At 57.9% G+C, this 20136-nt stretch carries 21 protein-coding genes and 1 pseudogene; 14 read left to right on the top strand and 8 right to left on the bottom strand.

The genetic code is table 11. The annotated features are described in order from the left end of the window. The first annotated feature begins 9 nt into the window (after nucleotides 1-9). From HB780_RS00510 to HB780_RS00500, 3 genes are read left to right on the top strand one after another with little or no spacing between them, the layout of a single operon-like run. On the top strand, nucleotides 10-885 hold the full coding sequence (locus HB780_RS00510) for an alpha/beta fold hydrolase (RefSeq protein ID WP_183686272.1): 876 nt from the start codon (nucleotides 10-12) through the stop codon (nucleotides 883-885). Beyond that, entirely contained in the window at nucleotides 872-2464 is a 1593-nt protein-coding gene (locus HB780_RS00505; protein WP_183686270.1) for a hypothetical protein, read from the top strand. Before HB780_RS00510 ends, HB780_RS00505 begins: the two co-directional genes overlap by 14 nt. Then, nucleotides 2461-3129, top strand: a complete 669-nt coding sequence (locus HB780_RS00500) for an NADPH-dependent F420 reductase (RefSeq protein WP_183686268.1) — start codon at nucleotides 2461-2463, stop codon at nucleotides 3127-3129. The genes HB780_RS00505 and HB780_RS00500 overlap by 4 nt, the downstream gene beginning before the upstream one ends. A gap of 156 nt (nucleotides 3130-3285) precedes the next feature. Here the strand turns inward: HB780_RS00500 and HB780_RS00495 are convergent, their stop codons facing one another. Together HB780_RS00495 and HB780_RS33430 are read right to left on the bottom strand one after the other, a co-directional pair. After that, nucleotides 3286-3588, bottom strand: a complete 303-nt coding sequence (locus tag HB780_RS00495; RefSeq protein WP_183686266.1) for a YciI family protein — start codon at nucleotides 3586-3588, stop codon at nucleotides 3286-3288. A 475-nt stretch (nucleotides 3589-4063) separates the two neighbouring features. Next, a complete protein-coding gene (locus HB780_RS33430; RefSeq protein ID WP_286202827.1) occupies nucleotides 4064-4243 on the bottom strand; it encodes a DUF3309 family protein in 180 nt (59 codons plus the stop codon). A 615-nt stretch (nucleotides 4244-4858) separates the two neighbouring features. Between HB780_RS33430 and HB780_RS00490 the strand changes: the two genes are divergently transcribed. The 10 genes and pseudogenes from HB780_RS00490 to HB780_RS00445 form a co-directional block, all read left to right on the top strand. Continuing rightward, entirely contained in the window at nucleotides 4859-5389 is a 531-nt protein-coding gene (locus HB780_RS00490) for a 2Fe-2S iron-sulfur cluster-binding protein (protein ID WP_183686264.1), read from the top strand. Beyond that, nucleotides 5386-6375, top strand: coding sequence for an FAD binding domain-containing protein (locus tag HB780_RS00485; protein WP_183686262.1), 990 nt, complete (start codon nucleotides 5386-5388; stop codon nucleotides 6373-6375). Before HB780_RS00490 ends, HB780_RS00485 begins: the two co-directional genes overlap by 4 nt. Beyond that, nucleotides 6372-8657 (top strand): xanthine dehydrogenase family protein molybdopterin-binding subunit, encoded by a 2286-nt coding sequence (locus HB780_RS00480; RefSeq protein ID WP_183686260.1) that lies wholly within the window; start codon nucleotides 6372-6374, stop codon nucleotides 8655-8657. Before HB780_RS00485 ends, HB780_RS00480 begins: the two co-directional genes overlap by 4 nt. Nucleotides 8658-9263: 606 nt before the next feature. Then, on the top strand, nucleotides 9264-10007 hold the full coding sequence (locus HB780_RS00475) for a GntR family transcriptional regulator (RefSeq protein ID WP_286202840.1): 744 nt from the start codon (nucleotides 9264-9266) through the stop codon (nucleotides 10005-10007). Then, entirely contained in the window at nucleotides 10004-11275 is a 1272-nt protein-coding gene (locus HB780_RS00470; RefSeq protein WP_183686256.1) for an aminomethyl transferase family protein, read from the top strand. The genes HB780_RS00475 and HB780_RS00470 overlap by 4 nt, the downstream gene beginning before the upstream one ends. A gap of 107 nt (nucleotides 11276-11382) precedes the next feature. Further along, on the top strand, nucleotides 11383-11550 hold the full coding sequence (locus HB780_RS00465; RefSeq protein ID WP_183686254.1) for a hypothetical protein: 168 nt from the start codon (nucleotides 11383-11385) through the stop codon (nucleotides 11548-11550). Further along, nucleotides 11538-12530 (top strand): ABC transporter substrate-binding protein, encoded by a 993-nt coding sequence (locus HB780_RS00460; protein WP_183686252.1) that lies wholly within the window; start codon nucleotides 11538-11540, stop codon nucleotides 12528-12530. The genes HB780_RS00465 and HB780_RS00460 overlap by 13 nt, the downstream gene beginning before the upstream one ends. A gap of 135 nt (nucleotides 12531-12665) precedes the next feature. After that, the gene (gene purU / locus HB780_RS00455; protein ID WP_183686250.1) at nucleotides 12666-13550 is read left to right on the top strand and encodes a formyltetrahydrofolate deformylase; all 885 of its coding nucleotides are present in this window, start codon (nucleotides 12666-12668) and stop codon (nucleotides 13548-13550) included. A 3-nt stretch (nucleotides 13551-13553) separates the two neighbouring features. Continuing rightward, the gene (locus tag HB780_RS33285; RefSeq protein ID WP_353622940.1) at nucleotides 13554-13814 is read left to right on the top strand and encodes a hypothetical protein; all 261 of its coding nucleotides are present in this window, start codon (nucleotides 13554-13556) and stop codon (nucleotides 13812-13814) included. A gap of 83 nt (nucleotides 13815-13897) precedes the next feature. Beyond that, a pseudogene (locus HB780_RS00445) lies at nucleotides 13898-14011 on the top strand (IS5/IS1182 family transposase); the annotation flags it as partial. Between the two features lie 112 nt (nucleotides 14012-14123). Here the strand turns inward: HB780_RS00445 and HB780_RS00440 are convergent. The 4 genes from HB780_RS00440 to HB780_RS00425 all read right to left on the bottom strand — a co-directional run bounded on the left by HB780_RS00440 (nucleotide 14124) and on the right by HB780_RS00425 (nucleotide 17284). Then, entirely contained in the window at nucleotides 14124-14693 is a 570-nt protein-coding gene (locus tag HB780_RS00440) for a type II toxin-antitoxin system VapC family toxin (RefSeq protein ID WP_183686248.1), read from the bottom strand. A gap of 1 nt (nucleotide 14694) precedes the next feature. Then, a complete protein-coding gene (locus tag HB780_RS32700) occupies nucleotides 14695-15045 on the bottom strand; it encodes a hypothetical protein (RefSeq protein ID WP_286202826.1) in 351 nt (116 codons plus the stop codon). 623 nt (nucleotides 15046-15668) lie between these two features. Continuing rightward, entirely contained in the window at nucleotides 15669-16223 is a 555-nt protein-coding gene (locus HB780_RS32690) for a hypothetical protein (RefSeq protein WP_286202825.1), read from the bottom strand. A 206-nt stretch (nucleotides 16224-16429) separates the two neighbouring features. Beyond that, the gene (locus HB780_RS00425; protein ID WP_183686246.1) at nucleotides 16430-17284 is read right to left on the bottom strand and encodes an SDR family oxidoreductase; all 855 of its coding nucleotides are present in this window, start codon (nucleotides 17282-17284) and stop codon (nucleotides 16430-16432) included. Nucleotides 17285-17417: 133 nt separating this feature from the next. Here HB780_RS00425 and HB780_RS00420 point away from each other — a divergent pair, with 133 nt between their 5' ends. Beyond that, nucleotides 17418-17765: a winged helix-turn-helix transcriptional regulator gene (locus tag HB780_RS00420; RefSeq protein ID WP_183686244.1), complete on the top strand. Its 348-nt coding sequence runs from the start codon at nucleotides 17418-17420 to the stop codon at nucleotides 17763-17765. A gap of 695 nt (nucleotides 17766-18460) precedes the next feature. On the opposite strand, the gene HB780_RS00415 is transcribed toward HB780_RS00420, so the two are convergent. Together HB780_RS00415 and HB780_RS00410 are read right to left on the bottom strand one after the other, a co-directional pair. After that, on the bottom strand, nucleotides 18461-18940 hold the full coding sequence (locus HB780_RS00415; RefSeq protein WP_183686242.1) for a TlpA disulfide reductase family protein: 480 nt from the start codon (nucleotides 18938-18940) through the stop codon (nucleotides 18461-18463). Nucleotides 18941-19022: 82 nt separating this feature from the next. Beyond that, nucleotides 19023-20123 (bottom strand): serine hydrolase domain-containing protein, encoded by a 1101-nt coding sequence (locus HB780_RS00410; RefSeq protein ID WP_183686240.1) that lies wholly within the window; start codon nucleotides 20121-20123, stop codon nucleotides 19023-19025. Nucleotides 20124-20136: the final 13 nt, after the last annotated feature.

The raw sequence follows: 20136 nt of genomic DNA, 5'->3' as shown, positions 1-20136 counted from the left end.
GACAAGATCATGACCGCTATCCAAAGGGCCTATGCGTCGGACGCGCTGGGTCAACTGCATTACGCCGAAGCAGGCGCGGGGCCTGCGTTGCTGCTCATTGGCGAAACTCCTCGCAGCCACCGCTTCTTCGAGCCGTTGCTGCCACTGCTGGCACCGACTGTCCGCGCGATCGCGGTTGATCTGCCGGGTCTTGGCAATTCGCACGGATTGCCTCAGCCGATGTCGGTGCGCGCAATTGCAGCATGCATGGTCGAATTTTTCGATGCGCTCGGGATCGAGCGAGCGCACGTCTTCGGCATGCATACGGGCAACAAGGTGGCTGCGGCGCTGGCGGCGGACTGGCCGGAACGGGTGGATCGGCTGGTCTTGGCCGGCCAGACACATAGCTTGTTCCCTGAAACGGAGAGGCGCAATGCAGCATTGGCGCCGTCCTTCGCGCGCTATCGCACCGCTGCTGGCGAGCCGATTGAGGGCGACGCGTTGCGCGAATGGCTGCGCACCAAACTGACACTCGACACGACCTGGTGGCCAGATGCACTGTTAGTTGGTCGAGAAAGCGCGCGCACTATCGCAAACGCCGAGGCGAGGTCGATCGACTTCTTGCTCGGCTGGCGTAGCGCGGTGCCGATCTACCATGCCGTGTTCGCTCTTGATCTGGCTGAGGCGGTGGCGCGGATCGAGGCGCCATCGCTGGTCCTGGAGCTCACCACGCCACAGGAAGGCCACTACGGCCTTCAGGGCGAGCGCCTGGCGGGCCTTATGAAGCATGCGATGACCCAGACGATTCCCGTCACGTTTCTCGCAGCCATGGAGGAACAGACCGCCGAGATTGCCGATGCACTTCTCACATTTCTGAATTTGGAGATAATCAATGTTCATCAATAATGGGCGGCTGCCTGCCTGCGCGCCGGGCTACACGATAGAGCGGATCGTCGACGGTTCCGGCTTCCATACGGCGAACGGGGTTGCGTTCGGCTCCGACGGCCGGCTTTACGCGGCGAGCGTGCTGGGCGAAAGCATCTTCGCGCTCGACCTTGCGACCAATGCGATCGAAACCGTGGTCGGCCCGTTCGCAGGCGAGTCGGACGACCTCGTCTTCACGCAAGCTGGCGATATGATCTGGACCGCGTTGTTGGAAGGCGCGGTGCGGATGCGGACGGCCGACGGCCGCATCCGTGATTTGGCGACCGGGCTTCCGGGCGCTAACTCGATCGCGCTGACCCGCGACGGAAAACGTCTATTTGTGGGCCAGGTCTTCATGGGTGAGGGTTTGTGGGAAATCGACCTGGCCGGCTTAGTGCCGCCACGATTGGTGGCGGAGCAAACAGGTGGGCTGAACGCATTTCACTTCGGCGCGGACGGGATGATCTATGCACCATCCTGGGAGCGCGGACAGGTGGTGCGCGTCGATCCAGAAAGCGGTCACACGGAGGTCCTTGCCGAAGGGTTCGGCAAACCCGGAGCGGTACGCTTCGACTCGGCCGAGCAGCTCTACGTGCTGGACGACGCAACGGGCGAACTGTTCGCACTCAACGAGCAGGAGCCTCTGTGGGCGCGTCGACTGATTGTGCGGCTCGCGACCGGCACCGACAATTTTGCGGTCGGTCCAAGCGACCGGCTGTATGTCAGCAGCATGGTCGACAACAGCATCCACGAAGTCGATCCTGCAAGCGGCACGGTTCGAACGGTCGTCGCTGGCGATCTCGGCTTCCCGCGTGCAGTGGCTCTATCGTCTGGCCCGCAAGGCGAGAGGCTTCATTTGGCCGACAGTTGCGCCTACCGGGTGATCGATCCGCGCACTGGCGCCGTCTCCGACATGGCGCGGGCGGTCGCGACGCCGCTCAAATTCCCCACGTCGGTCAGCGTCGCGCCCCATCACGTTGTCCTCACCGGCGAAGTGTTCGGTGTTATCCAACTGTTCGATCTGGATGGAAACTTTGTCTGTGAGACAGATGGATTCGATCAGCCTTCTGCCGCAATCGAACTGAACGACGGCAGCCTCATCGTGGCCGAGCCCATCTCCGGAAGGATTATCCAAGTCTCAGGCGATGATCGCCGGAGTGTGGGGACAGGCTTGCATTACCCGTCGGCTCTTGCCGACGCGGGCGGCGGTCTCGTCTACGTCGGCGAGAGCGGCACGGGCCGGCTGCTGCGAATTGCGCTCGCTGACGGCACGGTGTCTGAAATCGCCCGCGACCTGGGCGCGATCCGAGCCTTAGCAGTAACGCCCGACGGCGCGGTCGCGGTCCTCGACGTGGAGGCGGGACGCGTCGCGCTGATCGACCCGGGCAAAGCCTGCGTGGAGGTCGCTCGCGATCTGCCCGTGGGATATCTGCGCGAGCCTTACCCCCGCTCCGGTGGCATCGCCGTCGGCGGCGATGGAACTATATATGTCGCGGCCGATGTCGAAAATTCGATTTATCGCATCACACGTGCTGCGCAGTTACAGGAGAAGGCACGATGAGGATCGGAATATTGGGCGCCGGCCCTGTTGGCGAGGCGCTCGCCCGGTTGGCCGTGGAACAGGGCCACGAGGTGAAGATCGGCTCGCGGCACCCGGCGAGGCTTGTAGATCTGGCCAACGCAATAGGTTGCGTTGTGGGCACACCGGACGAGGCGGCTGCGTTCGGTGAGATCGTGGTGGCTGCAGTCCCGCTGGGCGCCATCGACAGCCTTCCGCGCGTGGAAATTGGCAAGAAAATCGTCATTGATGCGATGAACTACTACCCGGAGCGCGATGGCCGGATCGCCTCTCTGGATGCGCGGACGACCACGACGAGCGAGCTGGTTGCAGCCCGGTTGCCGGAGGCCCGGATTGTCAAAGCGTTCAATGCCATTCTTGCCCGTGATCTGCCGCTCGGCGCTCGACCGCCCACAGGCCCTGGCCGTCGAGCGTTGCCGATCGCAGGTGACGACGCGGCGTCGAAGGAGGTGGTTGCGAGGCTTCACGACCAATTCGGCTTCGACGTGGTCGATACCGGCGTTCTTGTGGACAGTTGGCGTTTCGAGCGTGCGAAGCCGGCCTATTGCATTCCGCTCGATGCGGGGGGTCTCCAAGCAGCCGTGAACGCGGCCACACGCGAGGGGGAACTGCCGGAGGGGTCATGGCGCCGGTTGCCAGCCTCATGAAGGCTACCAGGCCCCAGAACTGTTGATTTCCACACAAATTGAGGAAGACCTCGATTAACTGCAAAACGACGCCGTGACCGATTTCTTCAAGCGCGGCGTTGCAGTGCCGATCAACATATGCCCGTATACATACGAGAAGTCGGTTTGATCGTCTCACTATTTGACGGAATCAGAGGATTCTTCGGCGAATCTCCCAAAGAGAGGGTCCCACGCCACAATCGTAATATTTGCGATCAGATTTTCCTTCGCGAACGGATCACCAGCAATAAGCTGGTCGAGTTCGGCGCGATCGACCACCGTGAAAATCAATAGGCCAGAACGTAATGGAAAGCCGGTAGCCGGTCCAGAAGCCCGTAGTTTACCTTGAGCGACCAAGGTCTTGAGATAAACAACATGCGCCTCGACATGTTGTCCCCAACCATCCCCATCGGGATGCGACATTGTAACGACAAAAAACATCGGCTTGCTTTCTGATAGGATTGTAGGAGCGATGCGCGTTTGGTCAGTATGCGCGCAGACCCCTTCAACAGGCCTCTCACTTGATCGGAAAGTACACGGAATGACCGCGCTTTCTGACAAACGGCGATATAGATCACATCGCCGCTCTGCTCATTCTTGGAGAAAAGCAGCCTTTTACAGCTTATGAACGAAGCGCTTGCTGCAATCATATCATAGAGGAAAGTCCGGTCTTTCAAGCCCTAGCCAGCGCTGTCGTGCAACTCAGAATTGGGATCGAACTTCTTCCCGGATTGACGGCACTCTGCTTCCTGTTTCGGGCAAGGTCCCGCTTTTCATGCGGCGTCAAGCTAAAATAAAGGTCAACGCCCACGCCGAATTTGTCTATCGCGGGCATTGAATATAAGGACCAGCTACTCGATATTCCCTTCGGAGCTAGACGGTGCCTCGCCACTGACGTCCATGACGACGTCTCTTGCTAGACAGGCGCCGGCCCAAAACCGTGGAGTCCGCCCAGCAACCAAAGAACGAGCAGAATAATTAGAATGAGCCCGAAGATACCTCCGACACCTCTGCCGCCATAGGACCGATGTGCATAATAGCCGCCACCGCCGCCAAAGATCACAACCAATATGATTATTATAAGTAATAGGCTCATGCGTCTCTCCTCTAGTGTGTTGAGACGTAACGGGCGCTGACTTGAATAGTTCCTCTCAGGGTGCCGACAAATGATCAGCATTCAACCGCAGTATCCGGAGTAACGCGCTGCAGCGCGGATTGGCTGGTTCTGGCCTACGCATCCTGGGTGGCGAGTAAGACGCGGCTGCACCAAAGGTGAGTGAGCAATCAGGACATCAGCGCTCTCTTGGGCGAAGGTGAGGACGATCGCTCGCGACGCTGACGAAGTCGAAGGTGGTGTGCGGCTCCTCATTTGACACTGAAGATGCTCCGTCCAAGGACATTTCCATGATGAAGATACATCGTCTCGTTTTCGACAGCAGGCACCCGAAACCTTGCCCCTCGGTCTGACGTCGGCGTCACCAGTGCTCAATGTCGGAATGTAGGCAAAGGCCGGCTTCCCCGGCCTAAGGCGACAGATGTGCAGCTTGCCATCAAAACCTATTCTGTCCTTGCACGATATGTCGGATGAGCGTTCCGGTTGAAACCCTACTTCAGCCGTACGTGACGATGGATCAATTTCCTCGCAAACGCGTTCCCTCAGTACGTCCTCAAGGAATGTATCAAATCAATGCCGCTGAAGGAGGCGACCGACATGAGGTTTACGATTAATGGAGAGGACATCGACGTTAAGGCGGATATTCGGACCTCGTTGCTCGATCTTCTCCGCAATAACCTCGGCTTCACCGGCACCAAGAAGGGATGCGATCAGGGTGCTTGTGGCGCCTGCACCGTTCTGGTCGATGGCGAGCGCATCAACTCCTGCCTTGCCCTTGCAGTCCAGTACCAGGGTCGCAGCATCACGACCGTCGAAGGGCTTGCCAGCAATGGCAATCTGCACCCTCTACAGCAAGCTTTTATCGAGCACGAAGGGTTTCAATGCGGTTATTGCACGCCGGGACAGCTCTGTTCCGCGATCGGAATGATGGGTGAAGTTAACCGCAATGTACCGAGCGTGGTCACGAAGCAGCTGATGGCAGCAAGCGTCGCTCTCGATGAGATTGAGCTTCGCGAACGCATGAGCGGCAACCTCTGTCGATGCGGAGCCTATAACGGAATTGTCGACGCCATCTCTCAAGCGCTGGTCGAAACGCGCAACAAGGCAAAAGAGGGGACACCCGCGTGAATGTCTTTACCTACGACCAGGCGCCCGACGCTATGGCGGCCGTTGATCTTGCGAAAGCCAACACCGCATCGAAATATCTCGGCGGCGGCACGAACCTCGTCGATCTGATGCGCGAGGGTGTCGAGCGGCCGGAAATGCTGATCGACATCACTCGCTTGCCGGCTGAGATCGAGCTGCGTCCCGATGGCAGTCTTTTGATCGGTGCGGCGACGAAGAACACGGCGCTCGCCGCTGATCCATATATTCGCTTGGCCTTTCCGTTTCTCGCCCGTTCAATTCTGGCCGGCGCCAGCGCCCAAATCCGTAACATGGCCACGGTTGGCGGCAATATTCTGCAGCGCACGCGGTGTCGGTACTTTTATGACGATGCGGCTCGTTGCAATAAAAGACAGCCGCAGGCGGGTTGTGACGCCAAGGATGGTTTTAACCGTTATCATGCGATCCTAGGCGCATCATCCTCCTGTGTTGCGACCCATCCATCCGACATGTGCGTAGCGCTCGCCGCGCTTGACGCAACTGTGCATCTTGAAGGGCCTGTCGGCTCGCGCAGCGTGCGCCTGTTGGATCTGCACCGGCTGCCCGGCGACCGGCCGGATATTGAAACGCAGCTGCAGCTCAACGAGCTGATCACGGCAATTGAAATTCCGCCGCTTCCCTTCGCCCGGCGTTCCACCTATCGCAAGGTACGCGACCGCGCGAGCTATGCCTTCGCTTTGATCTCTGTCGCTGCGGCGATCGACATCGATGACGCAGGCAAAGTGCGTGATGTCCGACTGGCACTTGGCGGGGTTGCCCACAAACCCTGGCGCGCCCTCAAGGCCGAGGAAGCCTTGATAGGCGAGCCCGCCGGTCTTGAGAGCTTCCGCGCCGCAGCTGAAGTGGAACTCGCGACAGCCGTCGGGCTGAGGGACAACGGCTTCAAGATCGAGTTGGCGAAACGAACGATCGTTGCGGTTCTCGATGAATTGAAAGGAGAGGGCGCATGACCGTGCAATCCGATGCCCAAAGGGACAAGTCCGGCAGCTGGCAGCCGGGGGTCACATCAGATCCGATGCTGCGCAAGCACGGTGCGCTTGGTCAGCCGATATCGCGCATCGACGGACCTCTCAAAGTAGAGGGCAAGGCGCTCTTTGCGGCCGAGTATCCTTACGAGAATATCTGCTACGCCGCGCTCGTCTTCAGCAATATCGCCCGCGGTCGCATTACCGAGCTCGATACCATGGGAGCCGAAAAGGCGCCGGGCGTGGTGCTTGTAATGACCTATCAAAATGCACCCCGGATGAAGGCCCCGTCTCTGATGATGTCCTCGCCATCGTCTGCAGGCGCAAGCGACTTGCCGGTCATGCAGAACGACGAAATCCACTGGAACGGTCAGGCTGTTGCGCTTGTCCTCGGCGAAACTCAGGAGCAGGCTGATTTTGCAACATCGCTGATCAAGGTGGAATATGCGGCGTTGCCGGCGGTCACCTCGTTTGAGGAAGCCAAGATGAGGCCGCGCCAGCTGGAGACATTGCTGGGTCAGCCGCCTATTCTCGAAATCGGCGATGCGGAGCATGCCTTAAAGGCATCCGAAGTGCAGGTAGACAATATCTACCGAACACCCCGGCACAATCACAACGCAATCGAACTACACGCCGCGACCGTCGCCTGGAAAGGCGACGAACTGCGACTGCACGACGCTACCCAGATGATTGATCTGACGGCCGGACAACTGGCTGATATGTTCGATATCGATCCGGAGAAGGTGCGCGTGACATCCCCGTATGTCGGTGGAGGCTTTGGCGGCAAATGTCTATGGGATCATCAAATCCTGGCATGTGCCGCGGCCAAACTCGCAAAACGGCCGGTACGCATCATGCTATCGCGCGAGGGTGTATTCCGCATTGTCGGCGGTCGCACGGTGACGGAGCAGCGCGTGGCACTCGGCGCTAGCGGTGAGGGAAAGCTAGATGCAGTCATCCACACGGGTATCGTTGCTATGACGCTGCATAATTCCTGTCCTGAACAATTCACCTTTCCGGCTCGACATCTCTATGCCGCCAAAACCTTTCGTCTCGCCCAGGAGGTTGCCGACATGGATATGATGGCGAATACCTTCATGCGCGCGCCGGGCGAGTCGGTCGGCACGTTTGCGCTGGAATGCGCGCTCGATGAACTAGCCGACAAACTCGGGATCGATCCAATTGAACTGCGCAAGCGTATCGAGCCGGAAAAGGATCCGACCAGTGGCAAAGCATTCTCTTCCCGCCACCTGATCGAAGCCTATGAGTCGGGCGCGAAACAATTCGGCTGGCACCGCCGCAGCCCTACCCCACGCCAGCAGCGTGACGGCGAATGGCTCATTGGTATGGGTTGCGCAACAGCGACCTATCCCTATCACCGCTTTCCCGGAACGGCCGCCCGCATCAGGCTGACGGCTGTTGGTCATGTCACGGTCTCGACGGCAGTTCACGATATGGGAATGGGCACGGCCACGGCGCAGGTGCAGCACATTGCAGCCCGTCTTGGCGTGCTGACCGATCATGTCACCTTCGAATATGGTGATAGCACCCTGCCACGTGGTGTCATCGCCGGCGGCTCGACGCAGACCGCTTCCATCGGAGGCGCGGTCATTGCCGCAACGGAAGTCTTCGTCGAGGAGCTGCTCAAGCTCGCGGGCAATGCGTCGCCGCTGGCTGGCCTTTCGCTTGCTGATGTCGAGCCGCGCGACGGTGGAATCGGCCATCGCGACGATCTGGAGCGTTTCGAGACCTACGAATCGATTCTTCGTCGTTCAGGTCGCAACGAACTCGTCTGTCAGGCCGAGGCAGCGCCCCCAGCGGAAATGCAGGCTTTTTCCATGCATTCCTATGGGGCGCAATTCTGTGAAGTACGCGTCAGTGACGTTACCGGAGAAACTCGAGTTTCCCGCTTCCTTGGCTCGTTTGATGCAGGACATATCCTGAACGCCAAAACTGCAACTAGTCAGTTCAAGGGCGGCATCGTGATGGGGATTGGCCTGGCGCTGACCGAAGAGACGAATTTCGATGAGCGGACTGGTCGTATCGTCAACGCTTCGCTTGCCGAATATCATGTCCCCGTACAAATGGACGTCCCTCAGATAGACATCATCTACACTGATGCGGCTGATCCGCAGGCCCCCATGGGAGCGCGTGGAATTGGGGAAATCGGAATCACCGGCGTTGGGGCTGCGGTTGCCAATGCCATCTTTAACGCGACCGGCAAACGTATTCGGGACTTGCCGATTACGCTCGACAAGCTGATTTAGGGGTGAAGTTTGAATCAGCAGCGAACAATGCCCCCTCGCTAGAGGAGGACAGGATGCGGTGGGCGCGCGACTGCGCCAACGATGAACCCGAAGGCACTACTAATAGACAAATATTATCAATCGCTTAATGCAAAATCCACTGGGGGCGATGTTCGCTACCGAATCAATCCGGGGACGCTTTTGCTGGAGAGGGTTTTGTATGGAATTCAACAATCAGCGGCCAATCCGCATTTGAGCAATTTGCTGCGCTCGCTGCATAACCGTGTCCGGTAAAAGCCGTTCCTCAAAGTGTTGATTTCCACGCGGAACTCTCAAACAGCACCTTGTGCCGCAGCCCGTCCAACATCGTGGAAGCGACCTGATAGTTTGAGCTCGTAAGGCATACCGAACCTTCGCGCTTGTAGGGAATCCACCTGCCGCTGTATGTGCGGCGACCCCCAGAAAACGACATCCGTATACTCTTTTGTGATATCCAGACTTATAACGTGGTATTTTCCGAGGTATTCGCTCGACGTCGTATACATTTTATAATAAGTTCGCCCTGTTACACGGAGGAGAAAAGTGTCGAACGATAATGACAGTTCCCAATCGCAAACATTGCGGGCAGTGCTGGGGCTACGCGGCCTGATTGTTGACGCAGAAGTTATGCCGGGCAGCCGCGTGTCGGAAGCACTGATTTCCGACCGGTTCAACGTGTCGCGGACGCCGGCCCGCATGGCCCTTAATCAGATGGCAGATGAGGGCCTTCTTGAGCGCACGGCAACGAATCGCTTCACAGTGAAAATGTATTCGGAAACCGATATTTATCAGGCGATCGAAATCCGCGGCACGCTCGAGGGCCTGGCTGCGCGATATGCAGCCGAGGGGAGCGCAACGCCCTCAATCGTTGCTGAAATGAACGCGTGCGTCATTCAGCTTGATGACGTTGTCGACAATCTGAGCGATGCCGTCGATCAGGATGACTATGTCCGTCTGAACGACAGGTTTCATGAGCTTCTGGTGGAAGCCTCTGGCAGTCAGATGGTCGCACGCTCGCTGGAAAAGATTAAGACGCTTCCGTTCGCCTCTGCCAACGCATTTGTAAAATCGCTCAGTCTCGACAAGCCGTCCGTGCAGCGCGTGCTGATGATCGCGCAGGAGCAGCATCGAGCAATCGTTGACTGCATTCGCACCGGCAAGGGCCAGCGAGCGGAAGCGCTCGCTTTGGAGCACTCGTTCTGTGCGGCGCGTTACCTGCAAATACTGCGCGCATTCAAGCAAAAGATCCCGTGGGTCAGCGACGAGACGGATGTCGAGCTTCCCGTGCGTCCGACGGGAGCAATCCATTACATCAAGGGAGGAACTCTATGACTATCGCAGATCTTCGTCGTACGCCGCCGGGCTACTTTACAAGCCGATGGGGTCAGCCGGAATATACCAATTGGCAGGACGAAAGCCTCTCCTGGAAGGAGACCTGCTATATCGGCGATTGGTCGTTCCTCTGGGAGCGGCGCTTCCGCGGCCCAGATGTGCTGAAGCTGTTCTCGGACGTGTCGGTCAACAGCTTCGAGAAATTTGTCCTCAACCAGTCGAAGCATGTCATCCATTGCAATAAGGACGGCAAAGTCATCCACGAAGGGATTTTGACCCGTCTGGGCGAAGAAGAGTTCATCCTCTTCGGCCGTGGCGGGTTCTGGGTCGACTACAAGATGCGGCAGGGCAACTACAACGCCACGTCCGAAGTCGATGACTGGTTCAATTTTCAGGTTTCCGGCCCCACGGCCGTCCATGTGGTTGAAAAGGCTTGCGGCCAGGACATCCGCGATATCAAATTCATGCACAATGGCAAGATCACGATTGCCGGACACGAGGTGCTGGCGCTGCGGCAGGGAATGGCCGGAGAGATTGGCTATGAGCTCCAGGGCCCGGCGGAACACAGCGCCGAAGTCTATCAGGCAATCCTGAAGGCGGGGCAGGAGTTTGGTATCCGTCAGCTCGGCGGACGCACGGCATTCATCAATCACCTTGAAGCCTGCTTCCCGACCATCGTCACGGATTATCTTCCGGCGATCTTCGGCGATGACATGAAGGAATATCTGGCTGAGTTCAAAGCCGCCATGCCCGCCTTCGCTTCAACCTTCAATGTTGCGGGAAGTTTCGAAGGCGAAAGGATCGAGGATTGGTATCGTAGCCCTGTCGAGCTCGGTTGGGGCAAGAGCGTCAAGGTGAACCATGATTTCATCGGTCGGGATGCGTTGGAAAAGGAGCTGGCAGCCCCCAAGCGCGTCATCCGCACGCTCGTCTGGAATGCCGAGGATATCGTCGACGTGTATAGTTCGCTCTACAAGGAAGGTGCGCCTTACGACTTCATGGAAATGCCGCGCGAACAACGAGGCTTCATGCATGCCGACAAGGTGATGAAGGACGGCAAGCTCGTCGGTGTCTCAACGTCTCGCGGCTACAGCTTTTATTTCCGCAAGATGCTGTCGCTCACAACAATCGATATTGACCAGAGCGAGCCCGGCACGGAGGTCAGCGTGATTTGGGGCAACCCCGGTCATCTGCAAAAGGAAATTCGGGCAACGGTGGCCCCTGCGCCCTACAAACAGGACAACCGGCGCGCCGACGTCGCCGGCTGACGGCAATCAACGCTGAAATGGGGATGGAGCCGGCGGCCGATTGGTCGCCGGGCACAGAGTTTTTACGAACGGGATGAAGCCGTTCATCGTCGGAGGAGGAGAAAGAAATGAAGACGTTCGTATCCGCGGTCTTGTTGGCAGCCACATGTTTCCTGAGGACCGCCAATGCCGAGGAGACGGTCGAGGTTGGCGTCTTGGGGCCTTTTAGCGGCGGCTTTTCCGGTTCGTTCGGAGAACCGTTCCGCCAAGGCATCGAGATCCCATGCCCGGCGTGAAGATCGAATTCATCTGGCGAGATCTGCCGGTGGCGAAACCGTCCGAGGCCAAGGCAAAGGCGCTTGAACTGGTAACACGCGACAAGGTCCATTATCTCGCGGGCTTTGTCTTTGCGCCAAATACCACAGGGGCCGCTCAGGTCGCAGAAAAGGCAAAGATTCCTACCGTCATCTTCAATGCCTCAGCTTCCGCTGTCGTGTCGAAATCCAAATATTTCGTCCGCACGTCCAATACCTTGCCGCAAGTCACGATGCCGACGGCGAAGAACGCGCTGGAAAAGGGGTATAACAACGCCATCACACTCGTTTCCGACTACGGGCCAGGCATCGATGCCGAGACGCATTTCGTCAAGACCTTCAAAAATGGCGGCGGCGAAGTCCTGCAATCGATCCGCATGCCGCTGACCACGACGGACTTCAGCGCCTATCTTCAATCGGTCGCCCTGAAGAAGCCGGATGCCCTTTTCGTATTCCTTCCATACGGTCCGCCGACATACAGCTTCATAAAGGCCTATCGCGAAAACGGCCTTGACAAAGCGGGCATCGCATTCATTGCAACGTCGGAGACGCGGGAGTCTGATCTCCAGGCGCTTGGTAACGCTGCGATCGGCCTTGAAACCTGCTACCTCTATTCCGCCGCACACGATTCCATTGAGAATGGCGACTTCATCAAGAAGCTGAAGGAACTTTACCCAGATGCGGTGGCAAACGCTGCCACCGTTTCCGCCTATAATGGCACGCACTCTCTCTATGAAATGATCCGTGCCACGGGCGGCAAAGCGGATCCGGACGCAGCGATCGCAGCGGTGGCCGGCAAATCCTGGGAAAGTCCGCGCGGACCGATCATAATCGACCTCAAGACGCGTAATGTCATCCAGAATGTCTACATCCGAAAAGTCGAGAGGGGATCGGATGGCAGCCTGATAAACAAGGAAATCCGGACCTTTGAACGACAGCCGGATTATAGTGCCTTAGATTAACGTCGCTGGCCTCTCAAATTTGAATCTCAAAGGCCATCTCTGGATGAAACGACAGTTAAGTTCACCGCTCCCGGAAAGGTGTTCGCGCGCTGTGCGGACACCCGGAATGTCCGTGTAATGCTAGGAAAACAACTTATGCGCCAATATATCTTGACCGTATCCTGCCAATCGACGCGCGGGATCGTTGCGGCGATCGCCAATTATCTGGCCGATCAGGGCTGCAACATCGTCGACAGTTCGCAGTTCGACGATCTCGATACCGGCAAGTTCTTCATGCGGGTGAGCTTCATCTCCGAACAAGGGGTCGGCGAGACGGCGCTGGCGGAGGGCTTCAAGCCGATCGCGAGTAAGTCCGAGATGGAAGCCGAGTTCCACGACACCCAGAAGCGCATGAAGGTGCTGTTGATGGTGTCGCGCTTCGGCCATTGTCTCAACGACCTGCTCTATCGCGGGAAGATCGGGGCGCTGCCGATCGACATCGTCGGTGTCGTCTCCAATCACTTTGAATACCAGAAGGTGGTGGTCAACCACGATATCCCCTTCCACCATATTCCGGTGACCAAGGCCAACAAGCCGCAGGCGGAAGCCCGCATCATGGATGTGGTCGAGCAGACCGGCACGGAACTGATCGTGCTGGCGCGCTACATGCAGATCCTGTCGGATTCCATGTGCCAGAAGATGTCTGGCCGGATCATCAACATCCACCATTCCTTCCTGCCGAGCTTCAAGGGAGCCAATCCTTACAAGCAGGCCTATGAGCGTGGTGTGAAGCTGATCGGAGCGACGGCGCATTATGTGACGGCGGATCTGGACGAAGGTCCGATCATCGAGCAGGACACGGCGCGCATCACCCATGCGCAGTCGGCCGACGATTACGTCTCGATCGGCCGTGATGTCGAAAGCCAGGTTCTGGCGCGGGCCATCCATGCGCATATCCACTATCGCACCTTCCTCAACGGCAACCGCACCATCGTCTTCCCGGCAAGCCCCGGGAGCTATGCCTCCGAGAGGATGGGGTAGGCCATGGCTGCGATGAGTGCGATGGCTGCGGCAACCGTGATCGACGGCAAGCAGGCGGCGGCTTCGGTGATCGAGGCGATGGTGCTGATGGCGATGGGATATTTCCAGCCGGTGACCCGTGGCGAGCTGTCGAAGGAGCTGCTGACCAAGAGGGAGCAAAATCAAGATCGCAAGCCTGGAACTCGGTACGTAGATTTGGATGGTGGCCGCCAAACCCCTGCTGATAGTCAGCGGCATTCGAACTCAGACTGTCATCAACGGTAATATTTTTAGAATTGGTGCAGGGATCAAACTTCAACGTTTTACATCTATGCGGCTGCGATCGAAAATAGCTTGATTGATCCAGTATGCCGCACAAACATAACGCCCGTCGACATCGTATCAGCAAGATGCAATTCAAAGTGACGAACTGGCAGGAGTACGAGGCCGGTCTTCGTCGCCGTGGCAGTTTGACGCTTTGGCGTATCCGCTACGCTGAACCGCAAGGCAAGGCGGAATCTGCCAGCACAAGCCGGTGACTCAGGCGGCGAGTACTACACCGACGCGGACAGAAGAATGCGCCGGGCTGCGATATTAATCGTCTGACCTGTAAAACAGAGCCCGTCCAGTTGGTATCAGTTGCAGCAGGCAATCAAAATCGCTAACATTGGCTGTGAGGACAGTGAAACCAAGTTTCTGAGCCTGAAGAAACAGGACGCAATCGTGAAGTGCGCGAAGACGCGCGTCCTTCTGGTACCCTTGAAGACGGCATAGCATGCCGGCAAGGAGAGCCGCCCGCCCGAGCACATCGGTATCGGGCGCAAAGATACGATGGGGCTGCATGCCATTTATTGTGACCCCGATCTGTCGCACCGCCATCCTCGTGCCGGGATGCCTGGGATCGAGAACACCAGCGGTGTGCATCAACTCCTGAATGGCGATGGTGGAATGGTTGCTCAACCTGATGTCCAGCAAGTTGGCAACCGCCTCAGGCGCACGCCCCTGCAAGCCGTCGATGTAAACGCATGTATCAAGCAGAAGCTCTTGCCCAGCTCCCACCACATCATCGATGAATGGAAGTTCGCGGTCCTCTCGTCGTGCCAATGTACGTTGTGGATCAAAACGTGCCCACCGGACCGACGCATCAAAATCAAAATCTGCCAATTCAGAACCCGAGCTTCAAGTCGGGATCCACGGTTCCCCTCGTCTTCCGGAAAGTCTTCCCGAAATCGTCATCAAGGGCCACATTTGCCAAGGCAAATTCGATCAGATCGGTGTCGGTTTCGATGCCTGTATGTTTCTTCGCCTGTTCGATGAGTGCCGGGCTGATGCGACCTCCTATCCGCTTACTTTTCTCACCCAGCAAACCCGAATGCTCTGCAGCTTTCATTACAGCCTCGAAACGGGCTTTGCTGATTGTGACGAACTGGCCGGTCTTTGCATTCCGAGCGACCGTTGTGAGCAGAGCGCCGGGCTCTGTTTGCGTCACTTTTTTGCCGCCGCTGTGTTTTCTCATCGCTGCCTCCGCAACTGCGTCTGGTGTCAGACATTATGCCAGTTTGGCTAACATAACACGTCCAGGACTCAGCTTTCAAGAGGCAACCGCCTTGCCGGGCGCATTCCGCTCATCGCAGATGGCCGGACCCGGACTCCGGAACAAGCCGAACAGGCAGTCGCAGTGGCCTCTCGCTCGTCGCCATCGGTCAGGGACTGGTGATGAACCCTGACCGGGCCGCGTTTGCGCAGAGTGAAGACCACGGGGCGATCACTCTTGATATCGCCGCTTCCGACGTGCCGCGGCTCGGCATCCATCCAAGCCATGGACCGTCATCGAAGCCACCGCCGATTCCTAGTCGACTAAGCGACTTCCTTCGTTTGATTGACGGATACAACGGGCACGCTGACTAGCGTGCAATAGTGTTCCATCATAAACGATTCTGGTGCAATCATCGGCATGGGTTGCGCCGAGAAGGGTGGGGACAGAAGCGTTCGCGAGCGATCGCCAGTGGACGATGGCCAGCAAGCTATGCTCGACGCCGGGCGCAGCCTCTTGCGACAGGAAGCCCGAACGCTGTGCGATCAGATTTGCGCCGATCTCATGACGATGGGCTTCCATTTGTGCGACCTCAACGTCGTTCCTCAGCTTCGCCGTGACGATTTCAAAACAGATGGATTTTGTGCCTGCCCTGCAACCGGACGGGCGATCACAGTACGCATCCATCCGCGCCTCACGATCAATGCGATTGGCAGGCCGAGGCCGAACATGTGGGTCAGCAAGGCGGGCAGGAAGGGCATGGGCGTCACGGAGGCGGGAGTGGTGAAGTCGCTGAGTGGCAATACGACGAAGCCCATGAAGAAGAACACGATAATGCCAAGCACAGGACCGCCGATCCACGCCCAACGGTTTACGGTCGGCACCTGCCACGCAACCAGAGCGTAGAGGACCGCTGGAATGATCGACACGAAAAAATGGAGCAAGGTTCCCAGGATGAGGCCGGCGGCGCTCGAATAGGCGGCCATGCCCATCAGACTGCTCGCCGCCAACTGCATCTCAGGCACGACGCGAACGTCTCGCGCCGTTTGCAGGATTAGGACCGGGACCAGAACGATTACGCCGGCTGCGAGGCCGGCGATGAGCCCGGTGGCGACGCCGCTCGACCAATGTTGCTGTAAGTTCGTCAGTGCTGATGTCATCTTATCTTGTCCTTGATGGTTCGCTTGCATAATGCAACTCTTTTGGTGTCATCTCGAGGAGTCGAGAAATTCGATGATTGGAGGCGTTTTTTGCCGCACCTCGGGCGTCGATGTCACGCACTCTGGTAGGCTGGTAGAGATCAGATGACACTGCCCCGCTAAGAACCATTCCGTTGCGTGACATCACCTGAAGCCCTGGCCTGGCTTCAACTGCGCAAAGCGGTCGCGACGAGGCTGTGCATCGTGATGGTCGGGCGACCGATCAGCCGTCGCAAGGCGCCTCCGTCATCGAATAGCGCACCGCGTGAGGCCGCGGCGTCTGCGTCCGCAAGAAGAGCGGCGAGATCAGCCGGCAGCCCTGCGCCAGTCAAGACACTTTCGTAATCGGCCTCGGAAAGATCGTTGTAGACGACGGTCTTGCCAGACAGCCGCGATACCTCCGCTGCAAGCTCAGAAAGCGTGAACGCTTGGTCTGCAGCCAATTCATAGGTGTGCCCAGCGTGGCCATCACTTGCCAGCGCCACTGCTGCGGCTGCGGCATAGTCCTTCCGCGCCGCGGATGAGAAGCGGCCGCCGCCCGCGGAACCTACGATGGCGCCGTGCTCGAGAGCTGCCGGAAGCGCGAGCAGATGGTTTTCCGTGTACCAGGCGTTGCGCAAAATGACGGCGGGAATTCCAGAAGCCCCGATGATCTCTTCCGTCTGGCGGTGCTCAACAGCCAGCCTCGCGGGAGACGTATCGGCATTAAGCATGCTCGTGTAGGCGATTAGGGATACCCCGGCCTGACCGGCCGCATCGATGACGGCCCGATGCCGCGGCAGGCGCCCGCTTACCTCAGTCGACGAAATGAGCAAGAGTTTTTCGACGCCTTCCAACGCCGGAACCAGTGTGTCGGGACGACTATAGTCCCCCTCCCGTATGATTATGCCGCGATCGGCCAGATCGCGCGCCTTGGCAGGATTGCGCGCCACCGCGACAATTCTATCGGCGGGGATGGTTTCGAGGAGCGTCTCGATCACGAGGCGGCCCAGTTGTCCTGTTGCTCCAGTTACGGCGTACATCGTTAAGTCCATTTCTTGTTACGGGGATTGAGGGCCCTCAAATAGCAGCCAGCGTAACCATGGGAAACCACGTATCTTGCGGTTACCTCTACTTTCCGGTATCCAAATGGAAACCTCGCAACAAGGATGTTCAATGGTTCTCAAAGTACGAAAGAAGGTTGTGGCGCTGCCCGGCTGCCCCATGTCAAAGTGTATGAACTTGCTCGGGGGCTGCTGGACACCGGAGGTGCTTTGGTCCTTGAGCGAAGGTCCGCGCCGGTTTTCCGAATTGCGCCGTGATAGCCCATTCATCTCGGCAAAGGTGATGACAAGCAGGCTACGAGATCTCGAGCATCGCGGCGTCCTGACACGCAACGTGATGCCGACATCGCCGCCCACCGTGGAATATGAGCTGACAGGCTTGGGGAAGGAGTTGCTCCCCGCGATCAGGTCCATCGTGGCGGTCGGATCGCGCCTGTTGCTGCGCGATTCTACAGCCTGATAATCGCCGCGACATTCCACGGTCACAGTGGATACTGCCACCACCCTTTGCACACCGCACTTTGCCGCCAGCGACACCCGTTCGGCGCTAGCGCCGCCGCTGCGGGATCAGGAAGGTCGCCTCCGACTCCATCAGGCGCCGATACCAGCGTCGGTGCATGGGAAGGATCTCGCCCGAGCCGTCACAGAGCGTCGGAGCGAAAGGCTTGATGTGCCCGCCTGCGAGGCTATCGCCGACTTATGGTTGTAAAGCAACGATACATACAATTCACGATTGTCACTTGGCCATACCGTGCGTCAATCGCTCGGCGGGTTTGCTCGCCCGCCATAGTCCTCATCATCCTAACATCTCAACTGTGGTCGCGGAGATAGATCCAAAAATATAATGTTTCCAACAGGCTCAGACAATCAGAAGACTGAGGTAAAGATCGGCGTCCGCGTTCTCAACTGGATGACTGAACTTGGCCGTCCGGAGTTCTGCCGTGTGGCATGAATAGTCCCAACGGTAGGGTTATCACGGCAAAAAGCTGATCGCTGCAACACGATCGAAGATTGCAGCCCAATGGGAGGTCCTCCAGGATGAGGTTCCCCTCGACAAGACGGTCAGTGGCCGCCCGATGTGCAACTAGACCGCACGAAGGCCGGGCTTCCACTTAGCGGTGCGGATTGTCTGCTAAACATCACTGCAAAAATTCTTCAACTGCTCTGGTAGTAGGAAAGTAGATCTTGCCCCGACTGGCTCAACCAATCCGCCGTGCCGGCCAGGTAGCCGGCAATTCGTCCGTCGGGTGTAATCAGATATGTAATCGGCATTCCAAAGAGGGGAAAAAGCGAATTCCCCTTGGCATCGGGGCCTGCGACCAAACCGGCCGGATCGAGATAAATCGGCAACCCCTTGATACCGAGCTCCGACACGAAGGATTTTACGTCCTCTCTCCCAATCGTGTCGACAGAGATCGCGGCAACTTCCACACGATGCCCCATGGCTTGCTGGAGGCGGGCCATGGCAGGGAGATCCGTCCTACAATTGATGCACCAAGTCGCCCAGAAGCTGATTAGGGTCACCTTCCCATGCGTCGGCCTGAGTGTTTTCGGCTTTCCGGCGTCACGACACGAAAGTGATCGATCTGTCCGACATTTTAGAACGAACAAAGAACTGAGGTCGCCCGGCGCCATTTAGCCCGACGCAGCAAAATGACTTCCGAATTTCAAATCTTAGCGGTGTTCAGCCGTCAGCGGAACGGAAAGACGCCCGCTTTCACGTCTTAGTAAGGCTGGGCAGGAACACGTCGAACAACAGCGCGGCAGGTGCCATCCACTGATCCGGGGAATTGTAATTGCCGGTGGTGATGGCGAGGACAAAGTCGAAGCCGGGGAAGACGAACAGCCGTTGCCCACCATTGCCGAACGCAGCGATGAAACGCTCGCCATAGGTTCCTGTCTTGTCTGTTACAGCCTCCTCGCCGAGATACCAGAGATAACCGTAATGCATTCCCCGCCAACCGATATCAACGATGGCGGCAGGTTGGAAACTTTCATCGAGCCAGGATTTTGGAATGACACTGCGGCCTTGCCATTCGCCGCCCTGCAAGATCACCTGCCCGATGCGGGCCAGTGAACGAGGCGACAGCCGTAGCCCCGATGCAGCCGATGGCTCACCATCCTGGCCTCGGATCCATTCCATGGCGTCGATGCCGAGGGGATCAAACAGCACTTCTTTCGCGAAGTCCGGTAAACTCTGCCCGGTGCCTCGCTCAATGATCTTGCCAATCAGCGCAACCGCTCCGCCGCTGTAAATCCAGCCTCTTCCCGGTTTGGCAAGGATCGGCCGATCCAGGATGAAGCGATAGCGATCCGGCGCTTGCTCCATGGCAATCTCGCTATTGGCAGGATCAGTGTAGGGGGCGTCTTCGTTCCATTCCATGGCCAGCGTCATGGTCAGTGCATGGCGAATGGTGATACGCTCGCGCTCGGGATCACGGCCAAGATCAGCATATTCGGGAAACTGCGCGATGATCGGCTCGTCAAGCGCCGGCACTCGCCCCTTAGCAACCGCAATACCGTAGAGCAGACCGACGATGCTTTTCGTAACGGATCTGATGTCGTGAAGGGTTTCCGGCCCGAACTTCACATTTTCTAGCGTCTGTCCCCACTTCATGTCGTTGCCGTCGATATAACGTTCAAAGGCAATACGACCGCCGCGCAAGGCGACAACTCCGTGCACACCCGATAACTTTCCGCTTTTCGCCAGATCATCGAAACGCCTTGCGGGGTCGGATTTGAACTCTGTCTCACCCGAAGCGGCAATCTGCCAATCGGTATGTTTTTCGTCTGCGATGGCTGGGGTCGTACCGACCATTATCGTTGCTCCC

Origin of the sequence: Rhizobium lusitanum, assembly GCF_014189535.1 — a bacterium.
In the GTDB taxonomy this organism is placed as follows: Bacteria; Pseudomonadota; Alphaproteobacteria; order Rhizobiales; family Rhizobiaceae; genus Rhizobium; species Rhizobium lusitanum_C.
Note: the sequence above shows the minus strand (reverse complement) of the source record. Positions and strands in the feature narration are given on the sequence as shown.

Coding starts and splice junctions, on each gene's coding strand:
- HB780_RS00415 (WP_183686242.1), bottom strand. CDS start 18,940: ATGGCGCCGGGCGACCTCAGTTCTTTGTTCGTTCTAAAATGTCGGACA.
- HB780_RS32700 (WP_286202826.1), bottom strand. CDS start 15,045: ATGAGAAAACACAGCGGCGGCAAAAAAGTGACGCAAACAGAGCCCGGC.
- HB780_RS00465 (WP_183686254.1), top strand. CDS start 11,383: ATGAAGACGTTCGTATCCGCGGTCTTGTTGGCAGCCACATGTTTCCTG.
- HB780_RS33430 (WP_286202827.1), bottom strand. CDS start 4,243: ATGAGCCTATTACTTATAATAATCATATTGGTTGTGATCTTTGGCGGC.
- HB780_RS00460 (WP_183686252.1), top strand. CDS start 11,538: ATGCCCGGCGTGAAGATCGAATTCATCTGGCGAGATCTGCCGGTGGCG.
- HB780_RS00425 (WP_183686246.1), bottom strand. CDS start 17,284: ATGTACGCCGTAACTGGAGCAACAGGACAACTGGGCCGCCTCGTGATC.
- HB780_RS00410 (WP_183686240.1), bottom strand. CDS start 20,123: ATGGTCGGTACGACCCCAGCCATCGCAGACGAAAAACATACCGATTGG.
- HB780_RS00480 (WP_183686260.1), top strand. CDS start 6,372: ATGACCGTGCAATCCGATGCCCAAAGGGACAAGTCCGGCAGCTGGCAG.
- HB780_RS00500 (WP_183686268.1), top strand. CDS start 2,461: ATGAGGATCGGAATATTGGGCGCCGGCCCTGTTGGCGAGGCGCTCGCC.
- HB780_RS33285 (WP_353622940.1), top strand. CDS start 13,554: ATGGCTGCGATGAGTGCGATGGCTGCGGCAACCGTGATCGACGGCAAG.
- HB780_RS00510 (WP_183686272.1), top strand. CDS start 10: ATGACCGCTATCCAAAGGGCCTATGCGTCGGACGCGCTGGGTCAACTG.
- purU (WP_183686250.1), top strand. CDS start 12,666: ATGCGCCAATATATCTTGACCGTATCCTGCCAATCGACGCGCGGGATC.
- HB780_RS00495 (WP_183686266.1), bottom strand. CDS start 3,588: ATGTTTTTTGTCGTTACAATGTCGCATCCCGATGGGGATGGTTGGGGA.
- HB780_RS00470 (WP_183686256.1), top strand. CDS start 10,004: ATGACTATCGCAGATCTTCGTCGTACGCCGCCGGGCTACTTTACAAGC.
- HB780_RS00505 (WP_183686270.1), top strand. CDS start 872: ATGTTCATCAATAATGGGCGGCTGCCTGCCTGCGCGCCGGGCTACACG.
- HB780_RS32690 (WP_286202825.1), bottom strand. CDS start 16,223: ATGACATCAGCACTGACGAACTTACAGCAACATTGGTCGAGCGGCGTC.
- HB780_RS00420 (WP_183686244.1), top strand. CDS start 17,418: ATGGTTCTCAAAGTACGAAAGAAGGTTGTGGCGCTGCCCGGCTGCCCC.
- HB780_RS00490 (WP_183686264.1), top strand. CDS start 4,859: ATGAGGTTTACGATTAATGGAGAGGACATCGACGTTAAGGCGGATATT.